Below are 25,537 nucleotides of genomic sequence, written 5' to 3' on the forward strand. Positions count from 1 at the left end.
ACGATGGAGGCCACTCTCCTGCATGGGCAGGCCGTAGAAATTTTTTCGCGCTCCCAACGCAAAATTCGAGGCTGGGCCCACGCGTAGGAGCTTGGAGCTATCAGCGAACATCTAAATGCCGAGGGAAATCGGTCCATTTGTTCTGATCGCACGGCCCATCAGGCGGCTCCAAACGCCCCTTCAGGAGGGTGAACGAAGCCGTCGTGGAGAGGGGCGAGCCGCAGGGATGCGGCGAGAGCCGTATAGGGCCATGGATGGCCCTTGTACGGCGACCCTCGGAACGGCGGCGTAGTGAACGAACCCGTAGCGAAGCGCAGGGCCGGATGCAGGGGCAAAGCGTTTTTGGTTACTTTTTCCCGCGCCTGGAAAAAGTGACTCGCCCAGCAGGGCGAAACCAAGCTCCCAAGCACCTCGCCAATCGGCAAGAGCTGAAGACGTTGCTGATTGTGCCCACGCTCCGGCGCGGGAACGCGGTTGGGGATACTCCGCGTCAGTGGCGCAGGAACGCAGAAAGCAGGTTCCCACGCAGGAGCATGGGAACCATCACTGCCTCAAGTCGGCGCAACGCTCATTTCCCCCGCCCATAAAAAAGACGCACACCCCTTTCGGTGGTGTGCGCCAAAGCGTCCCGCTCGCACGCTGTTACTTGGTTTGCATGATCAGATCCCGACGCATCAGCGTCTTGATCTTCACCAGATGGTCGTCTTCCTGGGTCTTGGCCTTCACGAAGCTGTCGGCGATGTTCGGATGCCCCGCCGCCTGTGCCAGTTCGATCAGCAGTTCCCATGCAGCGTTGTCCGCCAGCTCCACCGTCAGCAGTGCGTTGAGGCACTGATCGACGTTGGTCCGCGGGTCGGTCAGTACGTTGACGATGCCCAGCGCCATGGCCCCAACCACATCGGCGCAGGGAGTCTGCGCCGTCGGGTCGGCACCCAGGGTTTCGATCGACTGATGCACCAGCATCATGTGCTCGTGTTCTTCGTCGCGGATATGCACCAGCGTGTCGATCAGCGCCGAATCCGGCGTATCGAGCCCTTTGACCTTGGCGATCATCGCCTCGTATAGGCGCACCCCATTACGCTCGTAGGCCAGGCGCTCGCCCAGCTTGTCGAGGAATACCTCGGGGCTCTTGCCACGCATCATGTCGAAGCCGGTCTTGAGCATGCCCTTGGCCGATCCCGGCACCGGCACGGAGCCGATACGGTCGGCCTCGGCGGCACGCTCGGCACGTTCGGCCAGCATGCCGCGCTCATCGCCCGGTACGTCCGGATGAATCTCGTTAACGGCATCGAGCAAGCGCTTGGTGTCCTTTGGGGACATCTGTATGCCGGTGAAATTGGTACCCACTTTCGCTGCAGTAGCCATGTTCGTCTCCTCAGGAAGCCTTGCGCATCAGTTCGCCACCCGGCGCCCACTGGTAACCCGCCGAAACGATGTCCGAGGCGAGCCCTTCCGAGGCGAGGTGGTTGCGGTAATCAAGGGAAGATTGCGGTTCCTTGGCCTTGTCCACATAGACCGGCCCGGCCGTACGCAGATTGACCTCGGCGGCCAGCACCTGGCGGACAAAATCGCGCTGGCTCTTGAACTCGACCATCTTCGGCAGCGGGCCACCGAGGATCTCTGCCGGGTCGCGGCCTTCGATCTTCTTGAACCATTCGCAGGCAACATTCAGATGGCCCAGCTCGTAGTCGAGGAAGCGCTCCCAGATGGCCTTGATGCGTGGATTGCTTTCCTGCTCGGCGCAGCTGGCGTACATGTAGACCTCCATCGCCTCGTGCACCAGCCACTTCTCGATATGGCTCTCGCTGGGGTCGGACAGCGAGCCGTACTGGGTTACATGCTGCTCTTCCACCGAGGCGATCTCGGCGTACAGCTGGCGCGCCAGCGGGTCGGCGAACAGCGGGCCGATGTTCTGGTAGTAATCGTGGGTCTGGTACTCGGCACCGGTGATCAGCGCCGCATGGATCTTGGTGATCAGCGCCGCGGTGGTCTTTTCGTAGTTGTCGCGGATGTCGTTTTCCGGATGGCGGTGGTGCTCGGAGGTTTTCCGCCCGGGAACGATGTCGGTGTAGCCCTGCAGGATGTTGTTGGCATCCTTGCCCTCGAGGCGATCAAGCATCGCCGAGTAGCGGTACAGGTGGTCGAAGTCTTCCAACAGGCCGAAACGATAGGTTTGCGCTTGGTAGGGGTCGGGCTCGTTCTGCGCCACGGCGGCGGTCACCTCGATGGCGACCTGCTCGTAGGCCACGGTAGTTTCCAGCGGCGAATGGTCGGCGCCGATCAGCCAGTTGATCATGGTGGCCTGGTGCTGCTCGGTGCGGCGGATCTCCGCCAGCGGCAGACGCAGCTCCTTGTTGAAGCGGGCGATGCCATGCTTGAGGCGCAGCGCGTCGGTTTCGACGCCGTTCATGAGGATGATGCGTACACGGGTAAACGCATCGTCATCAAGCTTGCTGATCGGCTTGCCGGCCATTTCCTTCCATGTGAACTTCTGCTTCTCCAGTGGCGTGCCTTTGTTGTCGAGAATTCCGGAAATGGTCTCCATGGAGCCTCCGTTGTTATGCGTGGGTATCAGGCATGAGGGATCGCCGCCGGTTAAATCGGCGACCTAGTAAAAATGACCGGAGAGCTCAAAAAACGATTCGCACCGTTCAGCGGACAGGCGTATCGCTGCCGATGAACGGTATATCGGGGATTTTCGGCGCAAGAGCCATAACGGCGCGTAACGCCCACGGCAACAGAGCGCACCGTTTCGCTTGTTCAGTCAGCCAGCTGCGCGAGTCTGGTTTCCCGTTCGTCGGCAGATACTTCGGCCAGTGCCGCGACCGCCGTATGAAAGCGCGACCAGTCACGTCCGTGCTGCTCGAACAGCGCGGCAAACGCCGGCACCCAGCGGTCATACAGGCCGAACGGCAGCAGCGTGGCGTTGTTCAGCGGTTGGGCGAACCAGCGATCGAAGCGCGCATCGCCACCCCACTGCTCGTCTCGCAGCGTCCGGTAGCGCTGGCGCAGCTCGGTGAACTCGCGCTGTTTGAGCGCGCGCAACCGTGCTGGTGGCTGGCCTGATGCATAAATGCCGGCCAGCCGTTCGCGGCTGTCGAGCAACAGCTGCACCAGTTGCCGATAGCGCGCCCGGCTTTGCTCGTCCTGCGCCGGCAAGCCGCGGCTGGCACGCCACTGGCGCAGCCCCTCGCGCTCGACAAAGGTGGCGTAGGACTCGTTGAAGGCCGTGTCGCCGGGCAGGTAGAGCTGCTGATGGGCCAGCTCGTGGAAGATCAGTGCCGCCAGTTGCTCGTCGTTGCGCCGCAGCATGGAGCTAAGCAGCGGGTCGGCGAACCAGCCGAGGGTGGAATAGGCCTCAACGCCCGCCACATGGGTATCCAGCCCGGCCATCCGCAGCCGTGCCGCCTCAGCGCGGGCAGCGCCCTGGCGGAAATAGCCGCGATAGGCCACGCAGCCGGCGATGGGGAAACAATGCTCCACAGGCGCTACCGAGAACTCCTCGGTAGCGAACAGATTCCACACCACATATGGCCGGCCAAGTTCGGCGTAGAGGCGATAGCTGCGGTTGTCCGGCAGCGCCAACGCCTGGGTGGCGAATGTGCGTGCCAGCAGCACCTCGGTCAGCCGTTGCCGCAGCGCGGGATCGCGCGCCTCGTCGGCAATCAGCGCCTCGATGGGCTCTCGCTGGCGCAGCAGCTCGAACTGGCCAACCGCAAGCTGGCCGTAATAGCTACAACCATTCAGACAGACGGCAAGCAAAAGGGGAACCCAGCGCAGGTTGCGGATGTCGATCAAGGCGGCGTTGGGCTTGGACATCAGATGAACCGGTCAGTGGTCGGGTTCGCGCCAGCGCGCGTAGCGCACCCTACAAAGGCCATGCCGCCAAATGCAACCCGCGGCTATCAGGCTTCCTCATTCGATTTCTCGCCGGGCCGGATGGTTTCGGCTGGAGCATTGCACATGCGCGGTTTCTTCCTTGTCCTGTTCGTCGCCAGCCTGACCGGCTGCGCTGCCATGATGCCCAAACCCGACCCCGAACAAGCCTGGGTCGACCTCAATCCGAACGGCGAGACCCAGCTGCAGGCCGTGGCCGTCGATGGCCGGACGCTGGATGATCCACGCTATTTCCAGGTACCGCCCGGCAGCCGCAAGCTGGAGATGCGCTACCGCTTCGACGTCGACGGTGCCAACATCGGGCCGGGCAGCAGCGCGCTGGCGCGGGACTGCAAGCTGGCCCTGGAGTACGACAGGTTCACTGCTGGCGCCCGCTATCGCCTGGTCGCCGGCGGCTATGGCTTCCGCCCCTGGGCGAAGCTCTACGATCAGCACCAGTATGTGCTGGCACGCGCCGAGGAAAAGGGTTGCGGCGACCTCGCCGGCCGCTGAACCCGCGTTGAAATGCGCCGTCATCTGGCGCACCCTCGGCGGCATCGGCTAGGCGCCAGCGCGCCTTGCCCAGCCATTCGCCGAGGATTCCGCCATGCGTCAGTCACTCACCCTCGCCTTGTTTGCCCTGCTGCTAGCCGGCTGTGCGGGGCCGTTGCCGCAACCCGACCCGAACATGGCCTGGGTCGACATGACCGCGCAGACCAGCGACATCTTCATGTCCGACCAACTGGACGGCAAACGCACCCCCGACGGTCGCTATTTTCAGGTCCCGCCGGGCGCGCATGAACTCGAGGCACGCTATGAATTCGAAGTGACAGGCGGCGCCTTCGGCCTGTTTGGCGAAACCCACACCATGCGCTGCACCATGGTGATCCGCTACGACGACTTCCAGCCCGGCCAGCGCTACCTATTCCAGGCCCGCTCGCTGGGCTTCACCCCGCAGGGCTGGTTGCGCGACGAACAGCGCAACGTGGTGGCCGAGGCCAAGGCCGAGCACTGCCGCTGAGCCGCCTGCGCACCGAGCGCATTCATTGCATGAGGTAACCGATGTCCCGTATTGCCCAGACCCGTTTTTCCGCACTCGACCTGGCCCCCATCCGTGACGACGGCACGCCAGCCCAGGCGTTGCATAACGCTCTGGCCCTGGCGCGCCACGTCGAACAGCTCGGCTTCGAGCGCTTCTGGGTCGCCGAGCACCACAACATGGACGGCATCGCCAGCGCTGCAACGGCCGTGCTGATTGGCTACCTGGCTGGCAACACCTCGCGCATCCGCCTTGGTGCCGGCGGCGTCATGCTGCCCAATCACGCACCGTTGGTGATCGCCGAGCAGTTCGGCACGCTGGAAGCGCTCTACCCGGGTCGCATCGATCTGGGGCTCGGCCGCGCGCCAGGCGCCGATCAGTTCACCGCCCATGCCCTGCGCCGCGACCGCATGGGCAGCGCCGACGATTTCCCGCAGGACGTCGAGGAGCTGGAACTGCTGCTCGGCCCACGCCAACCCAATCAGCGCGTCATTGCCATGCCCGGCGTCGACAGCAACCTGCCGATCTGGCTGCTCGGCTCGAGCCTGTTCAGCGCGCAGCTAGCCGCGGCCAAGGGCCTGCCCTACGCCTTCGCTTCGCATTTCGCGCCGCGCTACATGCACCAGGCAATCAAACTCTACCGCGACAACTTCAAGCCATCGGCGGTGCTCGACAAACCCTATGTGATGCTCGGCGTACCGCTGATCGCCGCCGACAGTGACGAGCAGGCCGAATACCTGGTGACCAGCGTCTACCTGCGCATCCTCTCGCTGATCCGCGGCCAGAGCCTGGTGCTGCGCCCGCCGGTGCAGAGCATGCAGGGCCTGTGGTTGCCCCACGAACAACAGGCAGTGGGCGATTTCCTCGGCCTGGCGCTGATCGGCGGTCCGGAAAAGGTTCGCGCGCGGCTCGACGTGCTGCTCGAGCAGACCCAGGCCGACGAGCTGATCTTCACCTGCGACCTCTACGAAACCGCCGACCGCCACCGCGCCTTCGAGATCGTCGCCGGGTTGCGCTAGGGTCTGTTGCCGTTCCCCCTGGGCTGCGATGCCACGCCAAATGGCCGCCCCGCCGGGGCGTTGCGCCAGGTGTCGGAGGCCGCTAACGGTCGCGCCTTTGCCAAACCCGCACGCCGCATGGCGCCAGTTGCCGCGCTTCCGTCGGGTCGCGAGCCAAACGGCAATCGACTCGGGTAGCGTGCCGCCGTCCTGACCGACGGCGACCTTCCTCGACTCCGGCGACGAACCCTGCCGCCAGCCTCCGCTCCAATGGCACAACCCTCCGGGCGCACCTCGCGCCTCGCCATCGGACAACCTGATGAATTTTCTCGAATGGATGGCCATTCTTGGCGTCCTGCTGCTCATCCTTGCCCTGGCCTCGGCGTACCTGCGCTGGCTACCGGTGACGACCTCGCTGATCTATCTCGGTTTCGGCCTGCTCATTGGCCAGCTCGGCGTGGGCCTGTGGGAAATGGAGTTCCTGCACATCGCCGGCTGGATGGAACACCTCACCGAGATCGCCGTGCTGGTGTCACTGTTCGTCAGCGGGCTGAAACTGCGCATGCCGTTGAGCCACCCGGCCTGGAAGAGCGCGTACGTATTGGCCGGCCCAGTAATGCTGGCATGCATCGCCGGTGTCGCCGCCTTTTGTCATTACGTCCTCGGGCTGCACTGGGGCATTGCCGTGCTGATCGGCGCGATTCTGGCACCCACCGACCCGGTGCTGGCCAGCCTGGTGCAGGTGAACAACTCACGCGACAGCGACCACGTGCGCTACGGGCTGTCCGGCGAGGCCGGCTTCAACGACGGCACCGCGTTCCCCTTCGTCGTCTTCGGCCTGCTGTTGATCGAACAAGGCAGCGTCTCTTCGGGCTGGGTTGGCGACTGGGCGCTGCACCGGCTGATCTGGGCCGTACCCGCCGGGCTAACACTTGGTTATCTGCTGGGCCGCTTGATCGGCAAGCTGGCGATCTTCCTGCGCGCGCGGCATGCCGACACCTCGATGTCGCCCAACGATTCGCTGGCGCTAGCCTTGATCGCGCTGGCCTACGTTGGCGCCGAGCTGATTGGTGCCTGGGGCTTTCTCGCGGTGTTCGCTGCCGGGCTGGGCCTGCGTCATGCCGAAAAGGATGCCGCGCACGAATCGGAAACGCCGTCCGAAGAGCTGATTGCCCACGCCGTGCCGCACCTTGCCGAAGGTGGGCTGACGCCACGGGAGTTGCCACTGGAGGGGCAGAAGATAGCCGAGCCCAAAGTCGCCGCCGGCGTGATGATGGGCGACATCCTGACCTTTGGCGGCCAACTGGAGCGCAGCCTGGAAGTGCTGCTGGTGACCATGCTCGGCGTACTGGTCTCGGTGCACTGGGATTGGCGCGCCGTGCCGCTGGCACTGGCGCTGTTCGTGGTGATCCGACCGCTTAGCGTATGGCTGCTGATGCCGCGCCGCTATCTGGATCGCACGCAATGCCTGACGGCAGGCTGGTTCGGCATTCGCGGCATCGGCAGTCTCTACTACCTGAGCTACGCGGTGACCCACGGCCTGTTGCCGTCCGAAACGGACGCCATCATTTCCCTGGTGATATCGGTGGTGGTGCTGAGCATCGTGGTACACGGCCTGAGCACACAGCCGCTGTTGCGGCGCTACGAACGCAGCCGCGGCCAAGCGCCCACCAGCCACGGATAAGGCCGGCATCCCGGGCAGGCGACCGTGCAGCCGCTGCCGGGTCGCCTGAGCGGCAGATCAGCTGTTGGCGAGGCGGAAGCCGACCTTCATGGTGACCTGGAAGTGCCCGACCTTGCCGTTCTCGACGTGACCACGAATCTCGCCGACCTCGAACCATTCGACGTTCTGCAGCGAACTGCTGGCCTCGGCGATGCCGTTCTGAATTGCCTCATCGACGCTGTTACGCGAGGAACCGACGATTTCAACCTTCTTGTACGTGTGATGATCCGACATTGAACAATCCCCTTCTGGTCTGGAGAGCCTCCGCTCGGTAATGACGCATCCTGTTGATTGAGGCCCGCGTTGCGGCTCGGAAGTTCAGCGGAGCGGGTGAACGGCACGCGAGCGAATGAGACTGGATTCATCAAAGGCGCCCCGCTCCTGCGCTGGCACCTCCCAAGGAGCCAACGAGGACCCTCCAGCGTCCCATCGATGCGTAGCGCCGGCCACGGCTGCGTGGAGACGATCAGTCACGGCGCGGGGCGCTGCGCGCGGACACGTAGGATGGGCTGGGCGGCACTTTGCATGGACTCGCAGAATAGCCTTCAGCCCACCGGCAACCATGGCCCCATTGGTGGGCTAAAGCCCACCCTACCGCTTGCACTCGCACTCGATGCATCGATAGCGCTGGTGCAGCTCACCAACCATCAAGGTCAACTGCGCGGCATTCTGCTCGGAGCTCGTAGGCTGCGAACAGGTCAGCGCTCCGCACGCACTCGTAGGGTGGGCTTCAGCCCACCGGTAACTGCTCATTGGTGGGCTGAAGCCCACCCTACCGATCACTCGATGCGTCGATACGCGTAGTGCTGCGGCTTGAATACCTGGTTGAAATGCCGACCCAGCGAGTCGGCGTCGAGCAGGGCTTGCACCGCTTCGGGTGGCACCTGTTCGTAGTGGTACAGCGCGCCGCTGCTGAATTCCACTTCCAGCACCTGCCGCTCGGGGTCGTAGCCAAGCGAGCGCAGGCTGCGCGAGTTGACGGCGGCGCGCTTCATGCGCTCGGGTCGGCTTCCTGGGCGAAGCCCTCGGCCTGCATGCGCCACAGCGCATCGAATTCGCCACCGCGGCGGCGCAGTTCCTGCGGTGGGCCGTCCTCGACGATGCCTCCATCGCGCAGCACGATGATGCGGTCGAAGCTCGACAGCGTGGACAGCCGATGCGCCACCGCGACCACGGTGCGGTTGTGCACCAGGTTGTTCAGCGCCGCCTGGATCTCGCCTTCGGACTGGGTATCCAGCGCCGAAGTGGCCTCGTCGAGGATCAGGATCGGTGCGTCCTTGAGGAACGCGCGGGCGATCCCCAAACGCTGACGCTGACCGCCGGAAAGCATCACGCCGCGCTCGCCCACCAGGGTGTCGTAACCCTGCGGCAGCTCGCGGATAAAGCCGTCGCAGAAGGCCCGGCGCGCCGCCTCGGTGACTTCCTCGTCGCTGGCATCAGGACGGCCGTAGCGGATGTTTTCGCGGATGCTGCGGTTGAACAGCGCGGTTTCCTGCGGCACCACGGCGATCTTCTCGCGCAGGCTGTCCTGGCTGACGCCACGAATGTCCTGGCCATCGATGAGTATGCGTCCATCCTGCACGTCGTCGAGGCGCTGGATGAGGTTGATCAGGGTCGACTTGCCGGCGCCGGACGAACCCACCACGCCGACCTTCTGCCCGGCCGGTATGTGCAGGTCCAGCCCTTCGAACACGGCCCCGCGATCGGGGTAGGCAAAGCGAACGCGTTCGAAGGTGATGTCGCCTTCGGCCAGCATCAGCTGGTTATCGGTGTCGTCCAGGCCATGGGGCTGCACGATGATACGCAGGGTGTCGTCGATGGCGCCGAGCTGCTGCGTGGCATCCACCAGCGCCAGCGCCAGGTCCCGCGAGCCATGCAGGATGCGGAAGGTCAGCGCGCTGACCAGCACCACATCGCCAGCCGTCACCGAGCCGCCGATCCACAGCTGGATCGCCCAGATCAGCATGCCGCCGGCCATCACCGACAGGCAGATGTCATGCATCACCCGGGCTTTTTCCAGGTACATCCAGCTGCGTCGTTGGGCGCGGGCCTCGTAACTAATCTCATGGGCCAGGCGTTCGGCCTCGCGGTCGCGGGCGGAGAAGGCCTTGATGGTCCAGACGTTGGAAACCGCATCCACCAGTTCGCCGCCGACCCGTGCCGATTGCGCAGCAAAACGTTGGTGCTTGTAGCGGCCACGGATGCCGAAGCCGGTGATCAGCACCGCGACGATGGCGACGAAGACGATCAACGCCACCGCCATCCGCCAGTCGACGGTGAACAGCACCACCACGGCGCCGAGAAAATCGACGATCGGCGGTACGATCTTCCACACCAACCCACCGTAGATCGAACCGGCAGCGGCCCCCAGCGCGGAGATGCGATTGCCCAGCGAGCCGGCGAAATGCTCGGTGAAATAGCGCATCGGATGGCCGGTCAGGTGCTTGAACAGGTCGACGCGAATATCCACCACGCTGGCCACCACGGTGCGGCAGCCGAGCCAGCCACCCAGGCGCCAGAACACGTTCTCGGTGACGATCAGCCCGATGAACAGCCCCAGCGGCAACCAGACGTTGGCCGAACCGCGATCCGCAGTGCCCTGCGCCATCGCATCGACCAGCAGCTTCATGCCGTACTGCACCGCCACCGCGCAGCTGGCGGCGCCGATGATCAGCGCTAGCAAGCCGCTGAAATGCCAAGGCCGGGCACAGACGTAGTGCCAGAGAAAGGCGACCGGCCGGCTGGGCAGCGGCACCTCGCTCGGCTTGGTGTTTGGCACAGCGGCCGCCTGGTTCATGGCATGACTGCAACTGGTTGCGGCGCGGGACTGGCGTGGGTGAATCGCGTTTGCTGCAGGCGCAACTCATCGGCCAGCCCCTGGTGCACGCAGCGATTGCCGTACTCGTCGGGGAAGCCGAACAGCCCGACCGGACAATGTCGCTCATCGGTCCAGCCGGGATAATCCAGCACCGGGTACAGACAGATGCCCTCTACCGGTACACCGCCCTGCATGGCCAGCCCGGCCTGCTCGCTGACGTAGCGCAGCCAGTCGCCGCGCACATCACCTTCCGCACCCGTTTCGGCGATCAGCAATGGCCGCTGATAACGCTGCCAGATCTCCCGCAGAATGCCCCTGAACGGTCGATAATCAGGATTATCGCGGTCGATCGTGCAGCCATCTTCGTGATACCACTGGTTATCGGAGTAATAGTTCACACCGATGATATCGAGGTATTGCGGCGCGCCGCCGAGGCCGGGCCAGAGCTCGCCGACCAGCATGTCCCAAACCTGGAACTGGGACAGCCGGAAATCTTCCGCGGCACGACGCGGGCCGGGCCGATCATTGCGCGAGGTTACGTGGATGGCCGGATCGACCTGAACGAAGCGCGCTCGCGGATCGACGTCACGGATGGCTTCGATCGCAGCAATGGACGCGCGGATCAACTGGTGCTTGAGCTCGAAGCCACGGCCACGCGCCATCGGATTGAAATAGGCCTCGTCGCCGCCGGCCCACGCCCAGAAGGAGATTTCATTGAGCGGCGCATAGAACGGCACTGCATCGGTTTCGTCCTTGATCACCTGGGCGGCCGCCGCGGCGTAGCGAGCGAAGCGCTCGACGAACTGCGGGCGCCAGATGTCGATGTCGTCCGGCCAGCCGTAATGGCAAAGATCCCAGATCACCTGGGTGCCCTGGCGCTGCGCCGCCTGCAGCATCGGCAGGAAGCTCGACCAGTCATACTGCCCCGGCGTGCGCTCGATCAGGTGCCAGCGCAACCCGTCGCGCACGCTGTGCAGGCCGTGCCGATGCAGCTCGGCATAGTCTTGCGCGGCCCAGCGGTCATGCCCCGTCGCGGCGATCAGGTCGAGACGCCGGCCGTCGCTGCGCCGGTGGTTCGAGCACTCGAAACCGCCGAGGAAAAAACTCTTGAACAGGCTGGGATGATGCATCGTTTACCTCATGGATGACTCGATAGCAGCCCACACGGCATTGGCCACCGCGTGGCGGCAAGTCTCATGCATAGCGACCGTTTCGCTTCAGCCGAGTTGCTCGGGCACCGCTTGCGGCTGCGTTGCCAGCTCGGCTTCCTCGATGCGCTTGTACAGCGCCAGCGCCTGACCGACCACCTGATCCATGTTGTAGTACTTGTAGGTGCCGAGCCGACCAACAAAGGTCACACCCGGTGTCTGGTCGCCAAGCTGCTGGTAGCGTTTGTACAGTTCGGCGTTTTCCGGCCGCGGGATCGGATAGTAGGGATCACCTTCGGCCGACGGATATTCATACGTGATGCTGGTCCGTGGATGCACCTGCCCGGTGAGGTGCTTGTACTCGCTGATGCGCGTGTAGGGCACGTCCTCGCTCGGGTAGTTGACCGTACCGACCGGCTGGAACTGCTCCTGCTCGAGCTGCTTGTGCTCGAACTTCAGCGAGCGGTACGGCAGCTTGCCGAAGCGGTAATCGAAGTATTCATCGATGGGGCCGCAGAAGATCAGGTGGTCGTACTGCACCTCGTCGCGGATCTCGCGGTAGTCGGTGTTGATCATCACCTTGATGTTCGGATGCGCGAGCATCTTCTCGAACATCTTGGTGTAGCCGTACTTGGGCATCTGCTGGAAGGTGTCGGTGAAGTAGCGATCATCGGTATTGGTGCGCGTCGGGATGCGCGAGGTGACCGACTTGTCCAGCTGCGACGGGTCCAGGCCCCACTGCTTGCGGGTGTAGCCGCGGAAGAACTTCTGGTACAGCTCGCGGCCGATGCCGTTGATCACCACGTCTTCGCTGGTCTGGATGTTCTCCACCGGTTCGGCGCGGCTGGCGAGAAACTCCGCCGCTTCCTCTTCGGTGGTCATGTTCAGGCCGTAGAGCTTGTTCAGCGTGGTCATGTTGATCGGGATCGGCACTTCCTGGCCATCCACCTGGGCCAGTACGCGGTGCTCGTAAGGGCGCCACTCGGTGAACTGCGAGAGGTAATCGACGATGCGCTGCGCATTGGTATGGAAGATGTGCGGCCCGTAGCGGTGGATCAGCACGCCGGCTTCGTCGTAATGGTCATAGGCATTACCGCCGATATGCGGACGGCGGTCGACCACCAGCACGCGCTTGTTCAGCCCGGCAGCCAGGCGCTCGGCGAGCACGCTGCCGGCGAAACCGGCGCCGACGATGAGGTAGTCGAAGCCACGCCTTTGCGCCTGCGGCTCTTCGCCGGCACCGCCGCCTAGACGCTCCGGATTACTGTCTTGCGGGCTCATATCGCGCATTGCATCTTCTCCTTCATCAAGCTCCAGGTGTGGTCCCAGGACATGTCGCCGAGTATTTCGTCGGCCTTGGCCAACAGCGCATCACGGTCCTGGGCGTCGGCTAGGGCCGCTTCGGTGGCAGCGACGAACGCCTCGGCGCTGTCGGCGATGCGCACGATGCCGGTGTCGCCGTAGGTTCGCACCACATCGGTGATCGGCGTGGACACCACCGGGCAACCGCCGGCGAGGTATTCGGGGGTTTTGGTCGGGCTGATGAAACGGGTCGACTCGTTCAGCGCGAACGGCATGATCGCCACGTCCCAGCCCGACAGGTAATGCGGCAGCTCGTCGTAGGTCTTGCCGCCGAGGTAATGGATGTTGTCGCGTTGCGGCAGTTCGGCCGGGTCGATTTTGACCACCGGGCCGATCAGCACGATCTGCCAGTCCGGCTTCATTCGCGCGACCTGCTCGATCAGTTCGAGGTCCAGGCGCTCATCGATCACGCCATAGAAGCCCAGACGCGGATGCGCGATCTCGGCCTGGTCGTCCGGGTCGTGCTGCGGTCGGCGCGCCGCGGCGAAGTGTTCGACATCGACGCTGCTGGGAAACGGGTGGGCATTTTCGTGGCGCTGGCGCTTGGCCTCGTAGAGGCTGTAGCCCCCGGTGAAGACCAGGTTGGCGCGGCACATCAACTCCACTTCGCGCTCGACCAGCTGTGGTGGCGCGCCACGGAATGCCGAGAGTTCATCCATGCAGTCGTAGACGATCAGGCTCGGTGCCAGGTGGTCGGAAAAGGCCAGGCTCATCGGCGTGTAGTACCAGAGCATCAGCTGGTTGACGCCGAGCTTCTCCAGGTAGCCATCGAGCAACTGGCGCTGCACGCGGTTCGCATCCTCACCCTCGCAGCCCGCCGGCAGACGTGGAATCAGCACCTGTACACCGTTCTCCTCGGGACGCACTTCCAGCCAGGGCTGGGCATCCTCGGTGGGAATCGGTTCTTCGTGGAAGAGCACGTTGTAGTCGCGAGCGAAGCGCGACATCAGGTGCTGTGGGCGCTGGTAGACGAAGCTCCAGCGCAGATGCGACAGGCACAGCAAGGTCGGTACCTGGTCGTCGAAGACCACTTCGGCTGGCGCCTGCTGCGCGTTACGGGATTTGCCGATGTCGTATTGGAAAGGGCCGGCCCAGCTCATCTAGCACCTCATGTCGGTAACCGTGCCCAGGCACTCCTGCCCGTCACCTGCCACTCCGATGCCAGCGCTGCCCTGCGTAAGGCGTTTCAACGTGCGGCACGGGTTTCGAAACGCTTTTGAAACGTCCTACGAACCTGCGCCGCCTGCTCGTAATGGACGGCATCCACCGTAACGGGTTCCCGCCAATCATCCGATAGCGCGGGCGTCGACCGGCTGGCGGGTCAATGGAACTCGCTCGAACCTCGTCTCGTCCCTATCAGCAGGACGCCTGATTTAAGAGCCGGCATCGGAACCCCTCGCGCGCAGCTTGTTGTAGCCGTCCCGTTCCGTTTCGCCGAACCCAATTACGGAGACTCATGCAGCGCCAGCCACGGCCAGCCGCAGTGTCCCGAGCGTGTCGAAAAGACTGCGATTTCGGAGGTAGAGAACATGATTCTGGTAACAGGAGGGGCTGGATACATAGGCTCGCACGCAGTGCTCGAATTGCTACAGGCCGGGCACGAAGTGCTGGTGCTCGACAACCTGTGCAACAGCTCGAAGCTGGCCCTGGACCGAGTCGAGCACTTGGCCGGTCGGCCGCTGCACTTCGTCAAGGGCGACGTGCGCAATCGCGCCCTGCTCAAGGCGCTGTTCGCTGCCTATCCGATCAGCGCGGTGATGCACTTCGCCGGCCTCAAGGCGGTTGGCGAAAGCGTGCGCGAACCACTGCGCTATTACGAAACCAACGTCGGCGGCAGCATCGCGCTGTGCCAGGCGATGGCCGAAGCCGGCATCTTCAAGCTGGTGTTTAGCTCATCGGCCACGGTTTACGGCGAGTCGCCGGTAATGCCCATCACCGAGGACCGCCCCACCGGCGTGCCGACCAATCCCTACGGCCAGTCCAAGCTGATGGCCGAGAACGTGCTCAAGGGCCTGGCCGACTCTGACCCGCGCTGGTCCATCGGTTTGCTGCGCTACTTCAACCCGATCGGCGCGCATGACTCGGGGCTGATCGGCGAAGACCCCAACGGCGTACCGAACAACCTGCTGCCGTACATGTTGCAGGTGGCGGTGGGCCGTCGAAAGCAACTGAGCGTCTACGGTAACGACTATCCGACACCGGATGGCACCGGCGTCCGCGATTACATTCACGTGGTCGATCTGGCCAAGGGACACCTGAAAGCGCTGGAGCGCCTGCAGCTGATTCATGGTGTTTCCACGTGGAACCTCGGCACCGGCAAGGGGCATTCGGTACGCGAAATGATCACCGCGTTCGAGGAGGTCACGGGCCGCGCCCTGCCCCATGTGATCAAACCGCGCCGCGCTGGCGACATTGCCCAATGCTGGTCAGACCCGACCAAGGCGGAAAACGAACTTGGCTGGCGCGCCGAGAAGGACCTGACCACCATGCTCGCCGATGCCTGGCGCTGGCAGAGCCGCAACCCGCGCGGCTATGCAGCGGACAAAGTCGCGGCTGCGGACGCCACCGAGACCGCATTGGCCAGCTGAGCCCTGGTCGCCGGCTGGCTTTGGCCGCGCGACCATGCATGCCTGCTCGACCGAACGCGAGCGCATCACAGCGGCTGTACAGCGGTGATGCGCCTGCGTCTACCTGAGGCTTTACTGGCGCTCGGTCAGGTACGCCTCGGTGGATTGCACATTGGCATAGCCGAATGCCAGCGACGCCATGATCGCCGCATGCACCTGAGCCGCCGGCACCTTAGTGCCATTGAACTCCACATCACGCGATGCGCAGGCGTCGTGAATCACCGTGCCGCTGAAGCCAAGATCGGCGCTGGCGCGAGTGATTGCATCGATGCACAGATGGCTCATGTTGCCGACAATGGTCAGCTCGCTGATCCCACGCGCCCTTAGCAACGCCTCGAGTTCGGTGTCGCGGAACGAGTTGACGTTGTGCTTGAGGATCACCGGCTCGCCGTCGTGATTTTCCACCTTGGGATGAATCCGCGCGCCGTCCGAACCCGGCGTGAAAAATGGCGCATCTGCCGAGGCAAATTCGTGGCGGACATGCACCACCAGGTCGCCCGCTGCCCGTGCAACAGCGAGGATACGCGCCGCGTTGTCCGCAGCCGCCTCAACGCCGTGCAGGGTCCATTTGCCGCCTGGGAAATAATCGTTTTGGATATCCACCAGAACCAACGCTCGCTTGCCCATCACCTTCTCCTGTCATTGAGCCGGAAAGACGCACCCGCGTTATTGGCGGTCGATCTTGTGACCGATGCCGGACGACGACAACGCCGGCTCGTCGCCGCCCCACTTCAAGCGGTTGTCGATACCATCCAGAGAGAGTTGCGCCGGGCCGTCAAACACCAGCTCCAGTTCGTGCTCGGCACCCGACACCTCGACGATTGCCGTCTGGCCATGCCCGAGTATTGCCGTGCGGACGCGGTTCTGACTGGTGTCCACCTCCAACCGGCCAACAGAGGTCGCGGTAACCGTATTGTTGATACCGGAAACTTCCAGCGCAGATGCGGTTTCCAGGCTGACTTCATGGTCCGTTCCGTAGACCTCCACTGCACCGCAATTCCCGGTGAGGCTGATCTTGTTGGCGTGACCAGAGATGTTCACATCCTTGCCGAGACAGGGCACATCCCGCGAGAGCTCGATGCCGTCCAGTTCGATCGGTTGAGCATGAGCAGCACCAGCCAGCAGCAGGCTGGCCACGAGCATCGCAACAGAAGCGCAAGCATTCATTCGCAAAGTCCTTTCGAGGCGGAAGAAGGCATTGGAACCCGCTGCGATCCGTTGATCGCTCCGCTGCCGTGCGGCGTAGGACTCGATGGCATCGGCCGAGTTCAAGCTGGCATGCAGCGCCTGCGAACGCCTCGGCACGCCGCGCGGTTTTGCCTTGCAGGAGCGGCGTGAACGAGCCCAGCCACAGTTCAACCCTCTACGGCACCGTCTGCGCCATGCAGCTCAGCTCGCAGCCAGTCGGCCAAGCGCTCGGCACGTCGATCCAGCCGCCGCGCCGGCACCCAGAGGGCCAGCCTGGCACTGGTCTCGGCGAAGCCCCACGGCGCCAGTAGGCGTCCTGATTTCAGATCGTCGGCGACCAGCTGCTGCGGCGCGATAGCGACGCCCAACCCTGCGAGCGCAGCCTCCAGCAGAAAATAGAGATGTTCGAAGCCCTGCCCCATGCGCAATGCGTTCGCATCGAGGCCGTTGCCCTTCGCCCAGGCTGGCCATGCCTGCGGCCTGGACGCGGTATACAGCAGCGCTTCATCAAGCAATGCCGCGGGCGAGGCGCTGCGCAGTTCGGCGCAGCGCGGATGGTAGGGGCTGAGCACCGGGCCTATACGCTCGGCGGCCAACTCGAACACCTGCATGTCAGCCGGCCAAGGCAGCTCAGCATACAGCAGGGTGGCGTCCAGGCCGGGCTTGCGTGGGTCGAGCTCGCCTTCGCTGGCCGACAACTGCAAGCGCAACTCTGGCAGGTCGCGATAGAGCCGATCCAGCCGAGGAATGAACCAGCGCGCCAGCAGGCTGCCGGGGCAACCGAGCACGAATGGCGCATCCACTGTTTGCTGGCGCAACTCGCCACAGGTGCTGCGCAAACGCTCGAATGCCTCGCCTGCCGCATCGCGTAGCCGCAGCCCGGCATCGGTGAGTTTTATGCCGCGTCCTTCCTTGCTAAACAGCGTAACGCCGAGGTCATCCTCAAGCAGGCGGATCTGCCGGCTGACGGCGCCGTGGGTCACGCTGAGTTCAGCTGCCGCTTGGCTTACGCTCTGCAGGCGTGCAGCCGCTTCGAAGGCGCGCAATGCGTTGAGGGGAGGAAGGTCTTTGCTCATCAGTGAGTTTTCCTGACAGGTTGCGGCGATCTTATCGCTTTTTATCTGGGCCAGACTCGGTTAGTTTCCTGCCCATCGCGCAAAGTCGGGCTCATGCCTGGCGTGCCGCCACCCCTTCCCGCAGGAGATGACCATGACCTCATTCCGCAGCGGCCCTGATGCCAAGGGCCTGTTCGGCCACTTCGGCGGTCAGTACGTCGCCGAAACCCTGATGCCGCTCATCCACGAGCTGGCCGCCGAATACGAAAAAGCCAAGCAGGACCCCGAGTTCGCCAAGGAGCTCGCCTACTTCCAGCGCGACTACGTCGGCCGCCCTTCCCCGCTGTATTACGCCGAACGCCTGACCGAGTTCTGCGGCGGCGCGAAGATCTATCTCAAGCGCGAAGAGCTCAATCACACCGGCGCGCACAAGATCAACAACTGCATCGGCCAGATCCTCCTGGCCCGGCGCATGGGCAAGCAGCGCATCATCGCTGAGACCGGCGCCGGCATGCATGGCGTGGCCACCGCCACCGTCGCCGCGCGCTTCGGCATGCAGTGCGTGATCTACATGGGCACCACCGACATCGAGCGCCAGCAGGCCAACGTCTTCCGCATGAAGCTGCTCGGTGCCACGGTGATTCCAGTCACCGCCGGTACCGGCACGCTGAAGGACGCGATGAACGAAGCCCTGCGCGACTGGGTGACCAACGTCCACGACACCTTCTACCTGATCGGCACCGTCGCCGGCCCACACCCCTACCCGGCAATGGTTCGTGACTTCCAGGCCGTGATCGGCAAGGAAACCCGCGACCAGATGATGGCCCAGGAAGGTCGCCTGCCCGACTCGCTGGTCGCCTGCATCGGCGGCGGCTCGAATGCCATGGGTCTGTTTCACCCCTTCCTCGACGATGAAAGCGTGAAGATCATCGGCGTCGAAGCAGCCGGCCACGGCATCGAATCCGGCAAGCACGCCGCCAGCCTCAACGGCGGCGTACCTGGCGTGTTGCACGGCAACCGCACCTTCCTCCTCCAGGACGCCGACGGCCAGATCATCGACGCCCACTCGATTTCCGCCGGCCTCGACTACCCAGGCATCGGCCCGGAACACGCCTGGTTGCACGACATCGGCCGCGTCGAATACACCTCGGTGACCGACGACGAAGCCCTCGCCGCGTTTCACAAGTGCTGCCGTCTGGAAGGCATCATCCCGGCCCTGGAAAGCGCCCACGCGCTGGCCGAAGTCTTCAAGCGCGCACCGACCCTGCCGAAGGACCACCTGATGGTGATCAACCTCTCCGGCCGCGGCGACAAGGACATGCAGACCGTCATGCACCACTACGACGAACAGGAAGAACATATATGAGCCGCCTGCAGACGCGCTTCGACCAGCTGAAACAGGAAAACCGTGCGGCCCTGGTGACCTTCGTCACTGGCGGCGACCCGGACTACGCCACCTCGCTGGCCATCCTCAAGGGCCTGCCGGATGCCGGCGCCGACATCATCGAGCTGGGTATGCCCTTTACCGATCCGATGGCCGACGGCCCGGCGATCCAGCTCGCCAACATCCGTGCGCTGGCGGCCAAGCAGGATCTGGCCAAGACGCTGCAGATGGTTCGCGAATTCCGCCAGGGCAACCAGACCACTCCGATCGTGCTGATGGGCTACTTCAACCCGATCCACAAGATGGGCGTCGAACACTTTCTCGGTGAAGCCGTGGAAGCCGGTGTCGACGGCCTGATCGTGGTCGATCTGCCGCCGGAACATAACGAAGACCTTTGCGACCCGGCCCAGGCCGCAGGCATCGACTTCATCCGCCTGACTACCCCGACCACCGACGACAAGCGCCTGCCCACCGTACTCAACGGCAGCTCGGGCTTCGTCTATTACGTCTCGGTGGCCGGCGTGACCGGTGCCGGCTCGGCCACGCTGGAACATGTCGAAGAAGCCGTAGCCCGGCTCAAGCGCCACACCGACATACCGGTCTGTGTCGGCTTCGGCATCCGCACGCCCGAGCAGGCCGCTGCGATTGCACGGCTGACCGAAGGCGTGGTGGTGGGCTCGGCATTGATCGACCAGATCGCCAATGCCAAGAGCAGCGAGCAAGCCGTGGAAGGTGTGCTCGGCTTGTGTCGCGAGATCAGCGCCGGAGTGCGCGGCGCCCGCGGCTGACGCTCAACCGCCAGACCGAAGCCGCTGCCTCGTTTTTCAGAGCAGCGGCTTTTTTGTATCGCAGCCCCGATTGCGCCAGACCATGACTCAAGAGCCGTTTGCCGTCGAGGAGCGCCTCGACCAGCAAGGCAACCGGGCAGCGCTCATCCATATGCGCCTGTCGGGATCAAACGCCAGCGCCTAGCGGGGTCCGGGCGATCTAAATTCCGGGTTTTGCATTTTGGTGCAAAAACAATACTCTCGCCCTCCTTGAGTTTGCTTTCTATTGCAAAATAGTCCCGAGCAACCTATGGTTCTTTGCAATCTTCTGCAAAGTCCTAAGCCGCCATGCCCCACTCGCTAATCATCCAGGCCTACCTTGAAGACAGTTGGCACGATGCGCTGGTCTTACAGTTCGCCAACTCGGGACAGGTAGATGGGCATCGCTGCGTGAGCGGCTATGTACAGGATTACCTGCTCGACCACCTGGATATGATCGATTCGCCGTTCGAGGCTTCGGTCAGCGTCTGCCACCGGCTGGGCTGGAACAGCGTCCACACCAACGGCTTTCCCGCGTTCGTCTACGACATCATCCCCTCCGGGGCCGCGCGGAAAACACTGGAGCGTCGCTTCGGTCATGAGCGACCGGCTGGCATGGATCTCAACCTGTTCCTGCTCGAACGTTGTGCGCCGGCGCCCATCGGCCATCTACGCGTCAAGGAATCCACCAGCCACATCGATGCCGGAAGCAGCATCGCTTTCAACCGCGCCGATGTGGTGGAGCGCACTAGCGCGTTTATCGAATACGCCTACGAGCAGGGTGCAGCCATCGGTGGCGCAACCGGTGCGGGCGGCGAAGCACCCAAGCTGCTGATGACCGAAGACACCCAGGGCCACCTGTATGCCGATGCCACCTTGGTCGACGAGCAGGCACACCGTCACTGGCTGGTGAAGTTCGCACGCAACCAGGCCGGCGAGCGAGACCGCGATATCCTGCGCACCGAGTATCACTACTACCAGGCCATCCGCCAGCTGGGACTGGACACCATTCCGGCGGACGGGCTGATGCTCGAGGAAGCCGACAAGCCGAGCCTGTGGATGCCACGCTTTGATCGGCGGGCCAGCGGCGGCAAGGTCGAGCGCGTCGCAATGGAATCCGTCTACTCACTGTGCAACAACGCCCGGCCCGGTTCGCATATGCAACATGAGGACGTTATCGCCAGGCTCGCGCAGCTGTGGACAGAGGCCGACCAGCAGACGGAGATCCCTGACCTGATATTCGAGTATGTCCGTCGTGACCTGCTCAACCGCATCCTCGGCAATTCCGACAACCACGGCAGAAACACCTCCATCACCCGTAGCGGCGGCCGGCTCGCACTGGCGCCCATCTATGATCTGGCGCCCATGGTGCTCGACCCGGAAGGTATCAGCCGCGTCACAAAATGGCGCGAGGAGCGGCTGGGTGAACCGCAGTGGCGAGACGTCTGTGAACAGCTGAAATCCTTCGCCGAGCCCGAAGACATTTATGAACGGTTGCGCCAAGCCGCACGGGAGTTGCTCGCCCTGCCCGATCTTTTGACCGAGATTCCTCCTGCCATCAAACAGGCGACCGGTCGCCTGCCGGTGCTACAGCTGGAATCCAACCTGAAACGCTGGGGGTTGCTGTGAAGACGATGAATATCGAAGAACGCGACCTGTTGATTCGATCGATCTGTCAGCAGGTCGGCGACGGTACCCTGTCTATGCATGAGGCCATCAGGCGGCTGCGTGTCGAAGTCACCGGCCTGAACCAAGCCCGCTTCGCCAAGATGTGCAAAATCTCCATGCGTGCCCTGAACCACCTGGAATATGGCGACGGTAACCCCACGCTCAAGACCCTGGAATCGGTGTTCAAAGTGTTCGGAATGCGGATATCGCTGGCGATGATCAATAATCCGCCGCACGCCTAGCGAGTCCAAAGAAGGCTTAGCCACGTGCATGGCAGCGCCCTGGGGGGAGGCCCGAGCGACCAAGCACTCCACAAACCGTGCGCGCCCGAACCAACCCTCCTCCATCGATGACCAATATCGACCCGCTCGATTTCGACAGCGCCGGCCGAGGGCGTAGCATGCCCTGCACGTGCCCAGTAGCCACTCGAGGAGATTGCTCATGCCTGATACCCCTTACGTACCGCCGAAGGTCTGGACCCACGACGCGCCGTCGGGCGGCAAGTTCGCCAGCATCAACGCCCCCACTGCCGGGGCGCGGGAGGTCAAGGCGTTGCCGGTCGGCAAGCATCCGCTGCAACTCTATTCGCTGGCCACGCCCAATGGCGTGAAGGTCTCGATCATGCTTGAGGAGCTGCTCGCTGCCGGCCACACGGGCGCCGAATACGACGCCTGGCTGATCGACATCGGTGAGGGCGACCAGTTCGGCAGCGGCTTCGTGGAGATCAATCCGAACTCGAAGATCCCTGCGCTGGCCGATCACAGCGTCGAAGGCGAACCGCTGCGGGTGTTCGAATCCGGCTCGATTCTGGTCTACCTCGCGGAGAAGTTCGGCGCCTTTCTACCCACGGCAATCCGCGCCCGCACCGAAACGCTGAATTGGCTGTTCTGGCAAATGGGATCGGCGCCCTTCCTCGGCGGCGGTTTTGGCCATTTCTATGCCTACGCGCCGGAAAAATACGAATACCCGATCCACCGCTACGCCATGGAGGTCAAGCGCCAACTCGACGTGCTCGACCGCCAGTTGGCCGACAGCCGTTTCGTCGCTGGCGACGACTACACCATCGCCGACATGGCTATCTGGCCCTGGTACGGCGTACTGGCCCTTGGCGAGCTGTACGGTGCTGGCGAATTCCTCTCCGTGCAGGACTACAAGCATGTGCAGCGCTGGGCTGCAGAAGTGGCTGAGCGCCCGGGCGTGATTCGCGGGCGCAAGGTCAATCGCACCTGGGGCGACGAGTCCGAGCAGGCACCCGAGCGCCACAGCGCGGCCGATCTCGACTGAGCCAGCCGGCAGGGTGGAAAACGGCGCAGCCTTTTCCACCCGCTGCCAACGCGTCCCCCTTCTGCATTACCCACCGCTCGCCTCGCGGCCTTGCCGCTTTCCGCTGCGCCTGCAAACCGTGCCGGTGCGCGTCCCGATACTCACAAGCTGCCGTGTACCACCAAAGCCGCAGTTCAGTACGGTGCATCCGTTCGCCTCGCATCGGCTCCCACACAACGCTCCGCTTCGCCCACCTTTCTCGGTTCAGCTGCAAAGCCACCCTCACCCGCTGTGACAGCCAACCTCGCTGACCGCTGATCCTCCACGCTGAACTATGCCGGTGCGCTCCGACCCAATACTTCATGAGCGCCGCCTTATCCGCGGAAGACGCAGCCATCATCAGTACCCAGGCCGTCGCCATCGCGACACAAAGCGCTCACAACCCAGTTGTTCAACACAACGTGAGGTGGATCATGAGACACACACTGGTAGCAGCGTTCGCAACGCTGACCGACGCCAACCGCACCCGCGGCGACCTGATGTCCCGTGGCATTGCGCGCGAACAGATTCACGCCGTGGGCGCCGACAGTGCCGACATCCATGCCTACGACGAGCCCTACACCACCACCGAAACCACGGTGGACCGCACGCACCACGAATCCAAAGTCACGCACTTCTTCAAATCGCTGTTTGGCCAGGAGCCACACGAGGAGCATCGCGCCTACGCCAACGCCTATCCGGACGCCGTGCGCCGAGGCGCGCTGGTGATTGCCGTGGATGTTCACGATGAAGATGAAATGGCCAAGGCGCGCGACGCACTGGAGTACAACGGCGCCATCGACATCAACGAACGTGGCGGCACCGGCACGGCCGATGGCTACCCAGGCCCCACCAGCCCCTATGCGGGCGCCACCGGTGGCGACAGCCATTTGGATAAGCACTTCACTACGCCCGGCACCAGCGCTAGCACCGGAACCGGAACCGGAGCGGCGACAGCCGGGCAGCAGTCAGCCACCGAGCGTTTCGGTGAAGGCGCTGGGGTGAGCACTGCGGCAGAAGTTGGCGGCCACACGTCGGCGCCAACCGACTACAGCAACCGAAGCTCTGCCGACACCGGCCGTTATGACATCGGCGGCGCAGCCAAACGGGCAGGGACTGATTACCCTGATACCACGGCTACCACCGCCCCGACCGGCGCGGGCACGACCGGCCACGGCACCAGCACCGAAGCGCCAGAAATCGCCCCGGGGGTCGGCACCCGTGACGCCGGGCTCTGCCGCGACCGCATCTGCGTGATCCAACGACCGAGCTGAGGCTGAGCCTCATAACCCACGGGCCGCTCATGCGGCCCGTAGTCATTCCGCCATAGCCCGGCACCGCAGTCGCCTTATTCGGTTGAGTGAACAAACTGTAGCGCGGGCTGAAGCCCGCCCTACAGAGGCGCACCGTCCCGGCTTACGCAGCGTGGCGAGAGCCTGCGACGATTGGCGCACAAAGGTGGTGCTGAGCGCTCGATGCGCCTGGCGTATGCTGGCTTTCCGGGCGGCCTGAGCGCTGCCATGTCTTGCCGAGGGCCATGCCATGGGAACGCTGATAACCGTCTCGTCCTGCCTGATGCTCTGTCTGCTCACCGCAAGCGCATGGGCCGCACAACCCGCTATGGAGCAAACGGAAGGCGATTCGAAAAGCGCTTTCGTGCTGCACGAAGGCGGCAACATGCACACCGACCAGGCGGCCCTGCGCGAACGTCGCGCCAAAGCGTACGAAGCGGAGTTGCGCGAAGCCCATGACGAGCTGATGGCCGCCAAATACGCCATCACCCGCAAGTACCTGGCCAAGCTGCCAGCCCATGAGCGCGACGCCATGCAGGCCGAACTGGCCGCGCAACATGCCACCTTCGCCTACCGCTACCCGGACGCCCATGCGCAATTGCTGCAGAGCAATCCGCACGAATCCAACGGCAACGAACACCACGCAACCCCATAGGGTTTAAGCTCGGCCCAGGCAGCGAAGCGTCGGTATCTCCCACCTGGCCCATGCAAAGCGGTGTGCACGCTCAGCCCGTTCAGACAGGAAGCCGCGATCAGGATTCGCATGCACCGCACCGCTCGCTGCTTCATGCTCAGGCTCGATTTTCATAGGGTGGGTTTCAGCCCACCAAGTGCCCAGCACCGATCACACTACTTCTCCACAAGAAACACACCCACCCTTGACCACAGGCATCGAGCATGGACATCAACGACCTCCCCTTCGGCACCACCGATTGGGCGACCATCGAGCCCACCCTACATGCCGGCGAAACCGGCAGCGCTTACTGGCGCACCCGCCAGTTCGGCCCCATCCGCGTGCGCATGGTCGAATACACCCCGGGTTATCTGGCGGACCATTGGTGCAGCAAGGGCCATATCCTGCTGTGCCTGGAAGGTGAACTGCATACCGAACTGCCTGACGGCCGCCGCTTCATCCTCACGCCGGGAATGAGCTACCAGGTAGCCGATGGCTCCGAGGCGCATCGTTCGTTTACCGAGGTGGGCGCAAAGTTGTTCGTGGTGGATTGATTGCAATTGGGTCGCCGCTGCCTC

The 25,537-nt window shown here is 63.7% G+C and carries 25 protein-coding genes; 13 read left to right on the plus strand and 12 right to left on the minus strand.

Going from position 1 to position 25,537, the window contains the following annotated elements; all coding sequences use genetic code 11:
• Positions 1 to 642: 642 nt before the first annotated feature.
• From SM130_RS21775 to SM130_RS21785, 3 genes are all read right to left on the minus strand, one after another.
• Positions 643 to 1,365, minus strand: a complete 723-nt coding sequence (locus SM130_RS21775; protein ID WP_102826823.1) for a ferritin-like domain-containing protein — start codon at positions 1,363 to 1,365, stop codon at positions 643 to 645.
• A 10-nt stretch (positions 1,366 to 1,375) separates the two neighbouring features.
• Entirely contained in the window at positions 1,376 to 2,545 is a 1,170-nt protein-coding gene (locus tag SM130_RS21780; protein ID WP_102826822.1) for a hypothetical protein, read from the minus strand.
• Positions 2,546 to 2,760: 215 nt separating this feature from the next.
• Positions 2,761 to 3,819 carry an aminopeptidase gene (locus SM130_RS21785; RefSeq protein ID WP_102826821.1) on the minus strand — a complete coding sequence of 353 codons (1,059 nt, stop codon included), beginning with the start codon at positions 3,817 to 3,819 and terminating at the stop codon, positions 2,761 to 2,763.
• A 144-nt stretch (positions 3,820 to 3,963) separates the two neighbouring features.
• Between SM130_RS21785 and SM130_RS21790 the strand changes: the two genes are divergently transcribed.
• From SM130_RS21790 to SM130_RS21805, 4 genes are all read left to right on the plus strand, one after another.
• Complete coding sequence (locus SM130_RS21790; protein WP_102826820.1) at positions 3,964 to 4,389, plus strand: hypothetical protein; 426 nt, start codon at positions 3,964 to 3,966, stop codon at positions 4,387 to 4,389.
• 94 nt (positions 4,390 to 4,483) lie between these two features.
• Positions 4,484 to 4,897: a hypothetical protein gene (locus SM130_RS21795; RefSeq protein ID WP_102826819.1), complete on the plus strand. Its 414-nt coding sequence runs from the start codon at positions 4,484 to 4,486 to the stop codon at positions 4,895 to 4,897.
• 41 nt (positions 4,898 to 4,938) lie between these two features.
• Positions 4,939 to 5,934, plus strand: a complete 996-nt coding sequence (locus SM130_RS21800; RefSeq protein ID WP_102826818.1) for an LLM class flavin-dependent oxidoreductase — start codon at positions 4,939 to 4,941, stop codon at positions 5,932 to 5,934.
• A 298-nt stretch (positions 5,935 to 6,232) separates the two neighbouring features.
• Complete coding sequence (locus SM130_RS21805) at positions 6,233 to 7,597, plus strand: cation:proton antiporter (protein WP_102826817.1); 1,365 nt, start codon at positions 6,233 to 6,235, stop codon at positions 7,595 to 7,597.
• 57 nt (positions 7,598 to 7,654) lie between these two features.
• Here SM130_RS21805 and SM130_RS21810 read toward each other — a convergent pair whose 3' ends face one another.
• The 6 genes from SM130_RS21810 to SM130_RS21835 form a co-directional block, all read right to left on the minus strand.
• Positions 7,655 to 7,870, minus strand: a complete 216-nt coding sequence (locus SM130_RS21810) for a dodecin (RefSeq protein ID WP_015275102.1) — start codon at positions 7,868 to 7,870, stop codon at positions 7,655 to 7,657.
• A 545-nt stretch (positions 7,871 to 8,415) separates the two neighbouring features.
• On the minus strand, positions 8,416 to 8,631 hold the full coding sequence (locus SM130_RS21815) for a KTSC domain-containing protein (RefSeq protein ID WP_102826816.1): 216 nt from the start codon (positions 8,629 to 8,631) through the stop codon (positions 8,416 to 8,418).
• On the minus strand, positions 8,628 to 10,433 hold the full coding sequence (locus tag SM130_RS21820) for an ABC transporter ATP-binding protein (RefSeq protein ID WP_102826815.1): 1,806 nt from the start codon (positions 10,431 to 10,433) through the stop codon (positions 8,628 to 8,630). Before SM130_RS21820 ends, SM130_RS21815 begins: the two co-directional genes overlap by 4 nt.
• Entirely contained in the window at positions 10,430 to 11,584 is a 1,155-nt protein-coding gene (locus tag SM130_RS21825; protein WP_102826814.1) for a beta-glucosidase, read from the minus strand. Before SM130_RS21825 ends, SM130_RS21820 begins: the two co-directional genes overlap by 4 nt.
• 87 nt (positions 11,585 to 11,671) lie before the next feature.
• Positions 11,672 to 12,892, minus strand: a complete 1,221-nt coding sequence (glf, locus tag SM130_RS21830; RefSeq protein WP_181019302.1) for a UDP-galactopyranose mutase — start codon at positions 12,890 to 12,892, stop codon at positions 11,672 to 11,674.
• Positions 12,880 to 14,064 (minus strand): glycosyltransferase family 1 protein, encoded by a 1,185-nt coding sequence (locus SM130_RS21835; RefSeq protein WP_102826813.1) that lies wholly within the window; start codon positions 14,062 to 14,064, stop codon positions 12,880 to 12,882. The genes glf and SM130_RS21835 overlap by 13 nt, the downstream gene beginning before the upstream one ends.
• A gap of 429 nt (positions 14,065 to 14,493) precedes the next feature.
• Between SM130_RS21835 and galE the strand changes: the two genes are divergently transcribed.
• The gene (gene galE / locus SM130_RS21840; RefSeq protein WP_102826812.1) at positions 14,494 to 15,552 is read left to right on the plus strand and encodes a UDP-glucose 4-epimerase GalE; all 1,059 of its coding nucleotides are present in this window, start codon (positions 14,494 to 14,496) and stop codon (positions 15,550 to 15,552) included.
• A 111-nt stretch (positions 15,553 to 15,663) separates the two neighbouring features.
• Here galE and SM130_RS21845 read toward each other — a convergent pair whose 3' ends face one another.
• From SM130_RS21845 to SM130_RS21855, 3 genes are all read right to left on the minus strand, one after another.
• Complete coding sequence (locus tag SM130_RS21845; RefSeq protein ID WP_102826811.1) at positions 15,664 to 16,218, minus strand: cysteine hydrolase family protein; 555 nt, start codon at positions 16,216 to 16,218, stop codon at positions 15,664 to 15,666.
• 39 nt (positions 16,219 to 16,257) lie between these two features.
• A complete protein-coding gene (locus SM130_RS21850) occupies positions 16,258 to 16,758 on the minus strand; it encodes a DUF3060 domain-containing protein (protein ID WP_102826853.1) in 501 nt (166 codons plus the stop codon).
• Positions 16,759 to 16,946: 188 nt separating this feature from the next.
• Positions 16,947 to 17,855: a LysR family transcriptional regulator gene (locus SM130_RS21855; RefSeq protein ID WP_102826810.1), complete on the minus strand. Its 909-nt coding sequence runs from the start codon at positions 17,853 to 17,855 to the stop codon at positions 16,947 to 16,949.
• A gap of 127 nt (positions 17,856 to 17,982) precedes the next feature.
• Between SM130_RS21855 and trpB the strand changes: the two genes are divergently transcribed.
• From trpB to SM130_RS21895, 8 genes are all read left to right on the plus strand, one after another.
• On the plus strand, positions 17,983 to 19,200 hold the full coding sequence (trpB, locus tag SM130_RS21860; RefSeq protein WP_102826809.1) for a tryptophan synthase subunit beta: 1,218 nt from the start codon (positions 17,983 to 17,985) through the stop codon (positions 19,198 to 19,200).
• Positions 19,197 to 20,006 carry a tryptophan synthase subunit alpha gene (gene trpA, locus SM130_RS21865; protein ID WP_102826808.1) on the plus strand — a complete coding sequence of 270 codons (810 nt, stop codon included), beginning with the start codon at positions 19,197 to 19,199 and terminating at the stop codon, positions 20,004 to 20,006. The genes trpB and trpA overlap by 4 nt, the downstream gene beginning before the upstream one ends.
• A gap of 327 nt (positions 20,007 to 20,333) precedes the next feature.
• Entirely contained in the window at positions 20,334 to 21,653 is a 1,320-nt protein-coding gene (locus tag SM130_RS21870; RefSeq protein WP_102826807.1) for a type II toxin-antitoxin system HipA family toxin, read from the plus strand.
• A gap of 5 nt (positions 21,654 to 21,658) precedes the next feature.
• A complete protein-coding gene (locus SM130_RS21875; RefSeq protein ID WP_102826852.1) occupies positions 21,659 to 21,934 on the plus strand; it encodes a helix-turn-helix transcriptional regulator in 276 nt (91 codons plus the stop codon).
• Between the two features lie 199 nt (positions 21,935 to 22,133).
• Complete coding sequence (yghU, locus tag SM130_RS21880; RefSeq protein ID WP_102826806.1) at positions 22,134 to 22,976, plus strand: glutathione-dependent disulfide-bond oxidoreductase; 843 nt, start codon at positions 22,134 to 22,136, stop codon at positions 22,974 to 22,976.
• A 452-nt stretch (positions 22,977 to 23,428) separates the two neighbouring features.
• Entirely contained in the window at positions 23,429 to 24,268 is an 840-nt protein-coding gene (locus SM130_RS21885) for a hypothetical protein (RefSeq protein WP_102826805.1), read from the plus strand.
• 268 nt (positions 24,269 to 24,536) lie between these two features.
• Positions 24,537 to 24,941 (plus strand): hypothetical protein, encoded by a 405-nt coding sequence (locus SM130_RS21890; RefSeq protein WP_102826804.1) that lies wholly within the window; start codon positions 24,537 to 24,539, stop codon positions 24,939 to 24,941.
• Between the two features lie 242 nt (positions 24,942 to 25,183).
• Positions 25,184 to 25,513 (plus strand): DHCW motif cupin fold protein, encoded by a 330-nt coding sequence (locus SM130_RS21895; protein ID WP_102826803.1) that lies wholly within the window; start codon positions 25,184 to 25,186, stop codon positions 25,511 to 25,513.
• Positions 25,514 to 25,537 lie beyond the last annotated feature (24 nt).

Source organism: Stutzerimonas stutzeri, assembly GCF_038561965.1.
Lineage (GTDB): Bacteria > Pseudomonadota > Gammaproteobacteria > Pseudomonadales > Pseudomonadaceae > Stutzerimonas > Stutzerimonas stutzeri_AA.

What these genes read in the sequence shown, in the direction of transcription:
- SM130_RS21775 (WP_102826823.1), bottom strand. Translation starts at nt 1,365, where the DNA reads ATGGCTACTGCAGCGAAAGTGGGTACCAATTTCACCGGCATACAGATG.
- SM130_RS21780 (WP_102826822.1), bottom strand. Translation starts at nt 2,545, where the DNA reads ATGGAGACCATTTCCGGAATTCTCGACAACAAAGGCACGCCACTGGAG.
- SM130_RS21785 (WP_102826821.1), bottom strand. Translation starts at nt 3,819, where the DNA reads ATGTCCAAGCCCAACGCCGCCTTGATCGACATCCGCAACCTGCGCTGG.
- SM130_RS21790 (WP_102826820.1), top strand. Translation starts at nt 3,964, where the DNA reads ATGCGCGGTTTCTTCCTTGTCCTGTTCGTCGCCAGCCTGACCGGCTGC.
- SM130_RS21795 (WP_102826819.1), top strand. Translation starts at nt 4,484, where the DNA reads ATGCGTCAGTCACTCACCCTCGCCTTGTTTGCCCTGCTGCTAGCCGGC.
- SM130_RS21800 (WP_102826818.1), top strand. Translation starts at nt 4,939, where the DNA reads ATGTCCCGTATTGCCCAGACCCGTTTTTCCGCACTCGACCTGGCCCCC.
- SM130_RS21805 (WP_102826817.1), top strand. Translation starts at nt 6,233, where the DNA reads ATGAATTTTCTCGAATGGATGGCCATTCTTGGCGTCCTGCTGCTCATC.
- SM130_RS21810 (WP_015275102.1), bottom strand. Translation starts at nt 7,870, where the DNA reads ATGTCGGATCATCACACGTACAAGAAGGTTGAAATCGTCGGTTCCTCG.
- SM130_RS21815 (WP_102826816.1), bottom strand. Translation starts at nt 8,631, where the DNA reads ATGAAGCGCGCCGCCGTCAACTCGCGCAGCCTGCGCTCGCTTGGCTAC.
- SM130_RS21820 (WP_102826815.1), bottom strand. Translation starts at nt 10,433, where the DNA reads ATGAACCAGGCGGCCGCTGTGCCAAACACCAAGCCGAGCGAGGTGCCG.
- SM130_RS21825 (WP_102826814.1), bottom strand. Translation starts at nt 11,584, where the DNA reads ATGCATCATCCCAGCCTGTTCAAGAGTTTTTTCCTCGGCGGTTTCGAG.
- glf (WP_181019302.1), bottom strand. Translation starts at nt 12,892, where the DNA reads ATGCGCGATATGAGCCCGCAAGACAGTAATCCGGAGCGTCTAGGCGGC.
- SM130_RS21835 (WP_102826813.1), bottom strand. Translation starts at nt 14,064, where the DNA reads ATGAGCTGGGCCGGCCCTTTCCAATACGACATCGGCAAATCCCGTAAC.
- galE (WP_102826812.1), top strand. Translation starts at nt 14,494, where the DNA reads ATGATTCTGGTAACAGGAGGGGCTGGATACATAGGCTCGCACGCAGTG.
- SM130_RS21845 (WP_102826811.1), bottom strand. Translation starts at nt 16,218, where the DNA reads ATGGGCAAGCGAGCGTTGGTTCTGGTGGATATCCAAAACGATTATTTC.
- SM130_RS21850 (WP_102826853.1), bottom strand. Translation starts at nt 16,758, where the DNA reads ATGAATGCTTGCGCTTCTGTTGCGATGCTCGTGGCCAGCCTGCTGCTG.
- SM130_RS21855 (WP_102826810.1), bottom strand. Translation starts at nt 17,855, where the DNA reads ATGAGCAAAGACCTTCCTCCCCTCAACGCATTGCGCGCCTTCGAAGCG.
- trpB (WP_102826809.1), top strand. Translation starts at nt 17,983, where the DNA reads ATGACCATGACCTCATTCCGCAGCGGCCCTGATGCCAAGGGCCTGTTC.
- trpA (WP_102826808.1), top strand. Translation starts at nt 19,197, where the DNA reads ATGAGCCGCCTGCAGACGCGCTTCGACCAGCTGAAACAGGAAAACCGT.
- SM130_RS21870 (WP_102826807.1), top strand. Translation starts at nt 20,334, where the DNA reads ATGCCCCACTCGCTAATCATCCAGGCCTACCTTGAAGACAGTTGGCAC.
- SM130_RS21875 (WP_102826852.1), top strand. Translation starts at nt 21,659, where the DNA reads ATGAATATCGAAGAACGCGACCTGTTGATTCGATCGATCTGTCAGCAG.
- yghU (WP_102826806.1), top strand. Translation starts at nt 22,134, where the DNA reads ATGCCTGATACCCCTTACGTACCGCCGAAGGTCTGGACCCACGACGCG.
- SM130_RS21885 (WP_102826805.1), top strand. Translation starts at nt 23,429, where the DNA reads ATGAGACACACACTGGTAGCAGCGTTCGCAACGCTGACCGACGCCAAC.
- SM130_RS21890 (WP_102826804.1), top strand. Translation starts at nt 24,537, where the DNA reads ATGGGAACGCTGATAACCGTCTCGTCCTGCCTGATGCTCTGTCTGCTC.
- SM130_RS21895 (WP_102826803.1), top strand. Translation starts at nt 25,184, where the DNA reads ATGGACATCAACGACCTCCCCTTCGGCACCACCGATTGGGCGACCATC.